At 73.0% G+C, this 523-nt stretch carries 1 protein-coding gene; it reads left to right on the top strand.

Annotated features, from left to right (window positions below; translation table 11 throughout):
- Positions 1-523, top strand: a 523-nt coding sequence (locus IH13_RS0113660) for a PP2C family protein-serine/threonine phosphatase (RefSeq protein ID WP_158791165.1), incomplete at both ends; no start/stop codon positions are given.

Consider the following 523-nt stretch of genomic DNA (forward strand, 5'->3'; position numbering starts at 1 on the left):
TCAGAGATGTGTATAAGAGACAGGTCCCCACCGGGGGCGGGCTCCAGGTCGGCGGCGACTGGTACGACGTGATCCCGCTCCCCAACGGCCGTATCGCCCTGATCATCGGCGACGTCCAGGGCCATGACGTGCGGGCCGCGGGGCTGATGGGCCAGCTGCGGATCGCGCTCCGCGCATACGCCTCCGAGGGCCACCGCCCGGACGCCGTGCTCGCCCGGGCCTCCCGCTTCCTGTCCGGCCTCACCCACGCGTACGAGCCCGCCGACGGCGAGGACGCGGTCGCCGCCGCCCGCTTCGCCACCTGCCTGTACGCGGAGGCCGACCCGGACAGCGGCACCCTCGACATCGCCCGGGCCGGCCACCCGGACCCGGTGGTGATCAGCGTCGACGGGACCGCGGTGATCCGGCAGACCGCGGGCGGGCTGCCGCTGGGCATCGAGACGGACACCGACTATCCGACGACCCGGGTCGTCCTGGGGGCCGGTGAGACGATCATGCTCTGCACGGACGGGCTCATCGAGAC

Origin of the sequence: Streptomyces sp. NRRL WC-3549 (genome assembly GCF_000721935.1) — a bacterium.
In the GTDB taxonomy this organism is placed as follows: Bacteria; Actinomycetota; Actinomycetes; order Streptomycetales; family Streptomycetaceae; genus Streptomyces.